The 7,757-nt window shown below is 69.7% G+C and carries 7 protein-coding genes; 3 read left to right on the plus strand and 4 right to left on the minus strand.

The window, feature by feature from the left end; genetic code table 11:
- Nucleotides 1–356: 356 nt before the first annotated feature.
- The 3 genes from fomD to ACWIF2_RS39215 all read right to left on the minus strand — a co-directional run bounded on the left by fomD (nucleotide 357) and on the right by ACWIF2_RS39215 (nucleotide 4,501).
- Entirely contained in the window at nucleotides 357–1,049 is a 693-nt protein-coding gene (gene fomD, locus ACWIF2_RS39205; protein WP_454366303.1) for a cytidylyl-2-hydroxypropylphosphonate hydrolase, read from the minus strand.
- Nucleotides 1,050–1,132: 83 nt separating this feature from the next.
- On the minus strand, nucleotides 1,133–2,536 hold the full coding sequence (locus ACWIF2_RS39210; protein ID WP_454366305.1) for a class II fumarate hydratase: 1,404 nt from the start codon (nucleotides 2,534–2,536) through the stop codon (nucleotides 1,133–1,135).
- A 294-nt stretch (nucleotides 2,537–2,830) separates the two neighbouring features.
- Nucleotides 2,831–4,501 carry a fumarate hydratase gene (locus ACWIF2_RS39215; RefSeq protein ID WP_399026494.1) on the minus strand — a complete coding sequence of 557 codons (1,671 nt, stop codon included), beginning with the start codon at nucleotides 4,499–4,501 and terminating at the stop codon, nucleotides 2,831–2,833.
- Nucleotides 4,502–4,688: 187 nt separating this feature from the next.
- On the opposite strand from ACWIF2_RS39215, the gene ACWIF2_RS39220 reads away from it, so the two are divergent.
- Together ACWIF2_RS39220 and ACWIF2_RS39225 are read left to right on the plus strand one after the other, a co-directional pair.
- The gene (locus tag ACWIF2_RS39220) at nucleotides 4,689–5,390 is read left to right on the plus strand and encodes a DUF1707 SHOCT-like domain-containing protein (RefSeq protein ID WP_454366307.1); all 702 of its coding nucleotides are present in this window, start codon (nucleotides 4,689–4,691) and stop codon (nucleotides 5,388–5,390) included.
- 174 nt (nucleotides 5,391–5,564) lie between these two features.
- Entirely contained in the window at nucleotides 5,565–5,942 is a 378-nt protein-coding gene (locus ACWIF2_RS39225) for a WhiB family transcriptional regulator (protein WP_454366309.1), read from the plus strand.
- 73 nt (nucleotides 5,943–6,015) lie between these two features.
- On the opposite strand, the gene glpX is transcribed toward ACWIF2_RS39225, so the two are convergent.
- Complete coding sequence (gene glpX, locus ACWIF2_RS39230; protein WP_454366311.1) at nucleotides 6,016–7,050, minus strand: class II fructose-bisphosphatase; 1,035 nt, start codon at nucleotides 7,048–7,050, stop codon at nucleotides 6,016–6,018.
- Between the two features lie 127 nt (nucleotides 7,051–7,177).
- Between glpX and ACWIF2_RS39235 the strand changes: the two genes are divergently transcribed.
- Entirely contained in the window at nucleotides 7,178–7,702 is a 525-nt protein-coding gene (locus ACWIF2_RS39235) for a DUF4245 domain-containing protein (protein WP_454366313.1), read from the plus strand.
- Nucleotides 7,703–7,757 lie beyond the last annotated feature (55 nt).

Below are 7,757 nucleotides of genomic sequence, written 5' to 3' on the forward strand. Positions count from 1 at the left end.
GTTGGGGGCCCTGTGGGGGGTCTTGTTTTTCCGCCGCCGGGGGGCGCCCCCCGCCCCTCCGGCGCGCCCCCGGGTGCGAGGGCCCTGGGGGCTCCGCCACATGGCCCTTCGCGCCGCACGCCGATCGCACGCACCGAACGCCGCTCCTTGTTCCGCGGAGATCCATCAGGACGCCCCCAGGGCCTGTGGAGCAGGCCCTGCCGGTGTTGCCCTCGTACCCCTCGCTCACGTCCTGCCGCCCCTCGGTGACGATCGGTCAAGCCCAGCGCGTGCTCCGGTAGTTGCGGTGTGCGACCCGCCGCGCGCCCTTGCGGAGGACGATCCTACGTTTCTTGCCCGGGGGCGCATCAAGGGTCTCATGAGGACACATGCGCGGGCGTACGATCCCAGTCCTCCGGCAGTGACGGTACAGCCCAGGACGGATCCGGGCGCCAGTGCTGCCAGCCTTCCGAGAACGGCGGCCCCCACGCGCGGATCACCTCCACCGCGGCCTGCCCCGCCGCTCGTACCTTTTCCGCCTGTTGGTCGTCCATCAACCCGTCCCGCCGGGCCTGGGCGAACTCGTCCTCGTCCCGCCAGTGCCAACTTCGGTCCGGATGGACGGAAATGTCCAGGAAGTGGTCCACGGAGTCCACACCGCCCTCCCAACGGACCAGCGGCTCCTCCAGGTTCACGTACCAGTTCTTGAACTGCCAGCCCGGATCCCAGAACAGCCACACCGACCAGGGCTCGCCGGGCCGGGCCAGCTTCAGGACACCCGTACCGAACCACCGGTCGCGCTGCACGGTGCGCGGCTTGGTGTAGCGCGACTCCAGCGGCTCCAGGTGCACGGGGGTGCCGTCGGCGAGCACGGGCTTCACGCATTCGGTGCCCGGCGCCAGCCATACGGCGAGCAGCTCCGCGTCGTCCCGTACGACGGTGACGGGACGCACGATGTGCAGATGCGCGCCGCCGTTCTCCCGGTACCGCCACAGGATCCGGCTCCCGGGCGCCCAGAAGCCTGCCGCACCACCCGTTTCCACGCGTCTCACCGCTCCACCCTCTGCCATGCACAGATATTAGGTGCCATAGGCATACGACGCTGCGGCGCGTGTCATGGTTCACGCGCCGGGCGTACTCGCTCCTCGAATCGTCACGGGTGCGTCATCCGCAGGACATCCAGTGCCTCGTCGAGCTGCTCCCTGGTCAGGTCGCCGCGCTCCACGTACCCGCCGTCCAGGACGACCTGACGGATGGTCTTCCGCTCGGCCAGCGCCTTCTTGGCGACCTTCGCGGCCTCCTCGTACCCGATGTACTTGTTGAGCGGTGTGACGACGGAGGGGGAGGACTCGGCGTACTCCCGCGCGCGCTCACGGTTCGCCGTGACGCCGTCCACGGTCCGGTCGGCGAGCAGCCGCGAGACGTTGGTGAGCAGCCGGATCGACTCCAGCACGTTCTTCGCGATGACCGGCAGCATGACATTGAGCTCGAAGTTGCCGGCGGCGCCCGCCGTGGCCACGGTCGCGTCGTTCCCGACGACCTGGGCGGCGACCATCAGCACGGCCTCAGGAATGACCGGATTCACCTTGCCCGGCATGATCGAGGAGCCGGGCTGGAGGTCGGGCAGGGCGATCTCGGCGAGGCCGGTGCGCGGCCCCGAGGACATCCACCGCAGGTCGTTGGCGATCTTCGTAAGACCGACCGCGATGGTCCGCAGCTGCCCGCTGGTCTCGACGATGCCGTCCCGGGCGCCCTGCGCCTCGAAGTGGTCACGGGCCTCGGTGACGGGCAGCCCGGTTGTCCGGCCGATCTCCTCGATCACGGCGGCGGAGAAACCGGGAGGGGTGTTGATACCGGTGCCGACGGCCGTGCCGCCCAGGGGCAGTTCGGCGAGCCGGGGGAGGGACGCCTCGAGCCGCTCGATGCCGTACCGCACCTGGGCGGCGTAGCCGCCGAACTCCTGGCCCAGCGTCACGGGGGTGGCGTCCATCAGATGGGTCCGCCCCGACTTCACGACATCGGCGAACTCCTCGGCCTTGCGCCCGAGAGAGGCCGAAAGGTGCTCCAGGGCGGGGACGAGATCGCGGATGACGGCGGCGGTGGCGGCGATGTGGATCGACGAGGGGAAGACGTCGTTCGACGACTGGGAGGCGTTGACGTGGTCGTTGGGATGCACGCTCCGGCCCAGCCGCTCGGTGGCCAGGGTGGCGATGACCTCGTTGGTGTTCATGTTGGACGAGGTCCCGGACCCGGTCTGGAACACATCGACCGGGAAGTGCTCGTCCCACTTCCCCTCGGCCACCTCGGCGGCGGCCGCCTGGATCGCCTCGGCGATCTCCTTGTCCAGGACCCCCAGCTCGGCGTTGACCTTGGCCGCCGCCCCCTTGATCCGGGCCAGCGCCTCGATGTGCGCCCGCTCGATGCGCTGCCCGGAGACGGGGAAGTTCTCCACGGCCCGCTGGGTCTGGGCCCGCCACTTGGCGTGGGCGGGCACCCGCACCTCTCCCATGGAGTCGTGCTCGATGCGGTACTCGGTCCTGTCCTGCTCGTCGGTCATCGACGATCACCTCCACGTGGCACAGCGTCCGCGACGCGACCACTGTTCCCCGTGGAGGCGAACCGTCACCCCTGTTCTCAGGCGAGTCCGGGGCCCCGTACCGGAATGGCGGTGACCGTCGGTGCCGGAGCCGTGTCTCTGACGGCAGCCCGTCCGGCGTTTGAGGACGAGGCCCTTCGGGCCGAACGGGGTGCGGGGCGGAGCCCCGGGCGGGGTCGAAGGGGCGAGGCCCCTGGAGGACGGGACGGGTAGGGGCGGCGGGGGCGAGATCCATCCCCCGCCGCACCCGAGGCACTACGCCAGCCCGGGGCCCCGCACCGGGATCGACGTGAACGTCGGCGCCGGGGCCGGGTCCTGGAAGAAGTCGTTGCCCTTGTCGTCGACGACGATGAACGCCGGGAAGTCCTCGACCTCGATCTTCCAGACCGCCTCCATGCCGAGCTCCTCGTACTCGACGACCTCGACCTTCTTGATGCAGTCCTGGGCGAGGCGGGCGGCCGGGCCGCCGATGGAGCCGAGGTAGAAGCCGCCGTGGCTGCCGCAGGCGTCCGTGACCTGCTTGCTGCGGTTGCCCTTGGCCAGCATCACCTTGGAGCCGCCCGCCGCCTGGAACTGCTCCACGTAGGAGTCCATACGGCCGGCCGTCGTCGGGCCGAAGGAGCCCGACGCGTACCCCTCCGGCGTCTTCGCGGGACCCGCGTAGTACACCGGGTGGTCCTTCAGGTACTGCGGCATCTCCTCGCCCGCGTCCAGGCGCTCCTTGATCTTGGCGTGCGCGATGTCGCGGGCCACGACCAGCGGGCCGGTCAGCGAGAGCCGGGTCTTGACCGGGTACTTCGTGAGCTCGGCCAGGATCTCGTCCATCGGCTGGTTCAGGTCGATCTTGACGACGTCGGAGGACTCGTCGAGCTGCTCGTCCGTCGTCTCCGGCAGGAACCGCGCCGGGTCCTTCTCCAGCTGCTCCAGGAAGACACCCTCGGCCGTGATCTTCGCGACGGCCTGGCGGTCGGCGGAGCAGGACACCGCGATGGCGACCGGGCAGGACGCCCCGTGCCGCGGCAGCCGCACCACGCGCACGTCGTGGCAGAAGTACTTGCCGCCGAACTGCGCCCCGATCCCGATCTTCTGCGTCAGCTCGAAGACCTTCTGCTCCAGGTCCTCGTCCCGGAAGCCGTGCCCGAGCTCCGACCCCTCCGACGGGATCTCGTCCAGGTAGTGCGCGGAGGCGTACTTCGCCGTCTTCAGCGCGTACTCGGCGGACGTGCCGCCGACCACGATCGCCAGGTGGTACGGCGGGCAGGCGGCCGTCCCCAGCGAGCGGATCTTCTCCTCCAGGAACTTCATCATGGAGGCCTCGTTCAGGACGGCCTTCGTCTCCTGGTACAGGAACGACTTGTTGGCCGAGCCGCCGCCCTTGGCCATGAAGAGGAACTTGTAGGCGCCGCCGTCGGTCGCGTACAGCTCGATCTGCGCCGGGAGGTTGGAGCCCGTGTTCTTCTCGTCCCACATGGTCAGCGGGGCCATCTGCGAGTACCGCAGGTTCAGGTTCTGGTACGCGTCGTAGATGCCGCGCGACAGGGCCGCCTCGTCGCCGCCCTCCGTGAGCACGTTCTGCCCGCGCTTGCCCATGACGATCGCCGTGCCGGTGTCCTGGCACATGGGGAGGACGCCCGCGGCCGCGATGTTCGCGTTCTTCAGCAGGTCCAGCGCCACGAACTTGTCGTTGCCGGACGCCTCGGGGTCGTCGATGATGCGGCGCAGCTGCGTGAGGTGGGCCGGGCGCAGGTAGTGCTGGATGTCGTGGATCGCCTCCTCGGCGAGCTTGCGCAGCGCCTCCGGCTCCACCTTGAGGAAGGTCCGCCCGTCCGGCCCCTCGACCGTGGAGACACCCTCGGAGGTCACCAGCCGGTACGGCGTGGTGTCCTCCCCTTGGGGGAGCAGATCGGTGTACGCGAACTCAGGCATCTCGCCCATTCCTCACTCGACAGACGCGACCCGCCTCCTTTGGCGAGCGCCCACCAGCGTAGAACCTGCCTCCGACAGCGAGCTTGTGAGGTAAGGCTCAGTTCGTCACGGTCGGGTCTTGGTCAGGGGTTCGCAAAGGGGCGAGTGAGGGGTATCGCGATCTATCGTGTTTCGGTAGGCTGCTGCCGTGGACCTTCAGAAGCAGGACCTTCAGAAGCAGACCGCTCCCGCCGGCTCCGAGTTCCGTGCCTCCGACGCGGAGCGCGACCGCATCGCCGACATCCTGCACGACGCCCTCGCCGAGGGCCGTCTCACCGCGGACGAGCACGCCGAGCGTGTCGACGGGGTGCTGCGCGCCAAGACGGTCGGCGAGCTGGAGGTGTTCATACGGGACCTGCCCGCCGCCCACCGCCGACATCCGGCCGCGTCCCCAGCCCCGGCCCCGTACCGCCCCACCGCCGGGGCCATCCCGATGGACCCCGACGACAACGTGGTCGCGGTCTTCAGCGGTGCCGTCCGCAAGGGCCGCTGGCGCGCGGGCCGCCGCATCCACGCGTACGCGATCTTCGGCAGTGTCGAGATAGACCTCAGCGAGGCCCTCTTCGAGCATCAGCAGGTCGTGATCAAGTCGTTCGCGGTCTTCGGCAGCGTCGACATCCGCGTCCCGGAGAACGTGTCGCTGCGCGGCATGGGCGGCGGCGTGCTCGGCAGCTTCGAGGTGGACACCCTCGACTCGGGCGAACCGGAGGCCCCGGTCGTCTACGTGGACGGCTGGGCTGTCCTGGGCAGCGTCGAGGCGCGGCCCAGGCGCGGCAGGTTCGTCGCGGACATCCTGGACCGGGTGCAGCGCAAGGTCGACGAGAGTTTGCGCAAGCACCTGGATCGTTGACAGTCGCGAATCGGCCCCCGGTTCGGAGCAAATCGGTGCACCCCTGGCACGGCGCCACGGACCCTGCGAACGGGGCGAAACCAGCGGTTCGGAACTCAGTGCATAGGCGCGCGTACAGCGGGTAGGCCTTGCTGCATCGTCTCTCGCTCGCGAAGCCGTCGTCAGGAGTAGACCGTGCTGCAACCGCCGCATTCGTCCCTGCAGGTAGCTGCCGTTCCGGCCCCGCGGGTGCCAGCGCGAGACAGGGATCAAGACGCCCCGTGGCACACCGAGGCGGTGTGCCGGCGGGATGAAGCGGGCCTGTTCTTCGCTCCCTCCAAGGAGCCCACCGCGGCCCGGCTCTCCCGCGAGGAGGCGGCGAAGCGGGTCTGCGCCCGCTGTCCGGTGATGGTCGAATGCCGCGAACACGCCCTGCTCCAGCCCGAACCGTACGGCGTCTGGGGCGGCCTCACCGCCGCGGAACGCCGCGTGGTGCTGGCCCGGCGGCGCCGTCGTGAGCTGGAGCTGAAGAAGGCGGCCCGCTCGTCGGACCGCATAGCCGCGGCAGGCTGAGCGACAGCGGAAGAGGGCGCCCCCACCGCACCGGGGGCGCCCTCTTTTTCAGCGGATCCTTCGAGGTGTGGGGCTACTTCCCCTTGTCGAAGTCGATCGCGCTGTACGCCCGCAGCTTGCTCAGCCGGTGCTCGGAATCGATTCGGCGGACCGTGCCGGACCGCGACCGCATCACGATCGAGTCGGTCGTGGCGGTCTCCGCACGGTAGCGAACCCCCCGCAGCAGCTCCCCGTCCGTGATCCCGGTCGCCACGAAGAACACGTTCTCGCCGGTGACCAGATCCTCCGTGGTCAGCACCCGGTCCAGATCGTGCCCGGCGTCGAGCGCCCGCTGCCGCTCCTCGTCGTCCTTGGGCCACAGCTTGCCCTGGATCGTGCCGCCCAGGCACTTCACCGCGCAGGCCGAGATGATGCCCTCCGGCGTACCGCCGATGCCGAGCAGCAGGTCGACGCCCGTGCCCTCGCGCAGCGCCAGGATCGAGCCGGCCACGTCGCCGTCGGAGATCAGCCTGATCCGCGCACCGGTCTCACGGATCTCCTTGATGATGCCCTCGTGCCGCGGCCGGTCCAGGATCACCACCGTCACGTCCTCGGGCGCGGACCGCTTGGCCTTGGCGACGCGGCGGATGTTCACCGACACCGGCGCGTTGATGTCGACGAAGTCCGCCGCCTCGGGGCCGGTGACGAGCTTGTCCATGTAGAAGACCGCCGACGGGTCGAACATGGAGCCGCGCTCGGCAGCGGCCAGCACCGCGATCGCGTTCGTCATGCCCTTCGCGGTCAGCGTGGTGCCGTCGATCGGGTCCACGGCGATGTCGCACTCGGGCCCGGTCCCGTCCCCGACGCGCTCCCCGTTGAACAGCATGGGGGCCTCGTCCTTCTCGCCCTCGCCGATGACGACGACGCCGTTCATCGAGACGGTGGAGACGAGGGTCCGCATGGCGCGCACCGCGGCACCGTCGGCGCCGTTCTTGTCACCGCGCCCCACCCAACGGCCCGCGGCCATCGCCGCCGCCTCGGTCACCCGGACCAGTTCCAGGGCGAGGTTGCGGTCGGGGGCCTCGGAGGGCACATCAAGTTCGGACGGCAAGTGATGATGCTCGGTCATCGGAGCGCACCTTTCTGTACGACGACGGCCGGATGAGGGCTTTGTCGCCCGACTCTATCTCTGAGTGCGCAAAATGAGCAGGGGCCCCCACGGATGAGCGCTCCGGAGACCTGCGACGATAGGGGGCGTGGCAGGCACGAACGGCAAGCAGAAAACGGCGCGGGACATGATCCTCTCGATGGGCGTCATCGTCCTCGTGGCGGGCTTCGTGTACCTCTTCATCCCGCACGACGACACCCCGCCCGAGACCAAGGTGGTCGACTACCGGGTCGAACTGCTGACGGCACGCCGCGCCGCCCCGTACCCCGTGGCCGCGCCCGAGGGCCTGACCGATGCATGGAAGGCCACCTCCGTCCGCTACCGGGGCGACGACTTCGACACCTGGCACCTCGGTTTCCACGATCCCGAGGGGGAGTACGTGGCGGTCGAGCAGTCCACTCAGCGGCGCCCCGTCTTCCTCGACGAGGCGACCCAGGGCGCGCGGGAGACCGAGCGGACCGAGAAGATCGCCGGCCGGACGTGGACCCGCTACGAGGGTGGCCGGTACGACGCGCTGGTCCTCGAAGGCGCCAAGGGCTCCACGACGGTCGTGACGGGTACGGCGTCCTTCGCGCAGCTGACGAAGATGGCTGAGGCGCTGAAGACGGAGTGAGTCGCTTTCTCGCGCAGGCACGGAGAAGGCCCCCGGCGTCACGCCGGGGGCCTTC

It is taken from the genome of Streptomyces sp. NPDC055506, assembly GCF_053643595.1.

Coding starts and splice junctions, on each gene's coding strand:
- fomD (WP_454366303.1), bottom strand. CDS start 1,049: ATGGCAGAGGGTGGAGCGGTGAGACGCGTGGAAACGGGTGGTGCGGCA.
- ACWIF2_RS39210 (WP_454366305.1), bottom strand. CDS start 2,536: ATGACCGACGAGCAGGACAGGACCGAGTACCGCATCGAGCACGACTCC.
- ACWIF2_RS39215 (WP_399026494.1), bottom strand. CDS start 4,501: ATGCCTGAGTTCGCGTACACCGATCTGCTCCCCCAAGGGGAGGACACC.
- glpX (WP_454366311.1), bottom strand. CDS start 7,050: ATGACCGAGCATCATCACTTGCCGTCCGAACTTGATGTGCCCTCCGAG.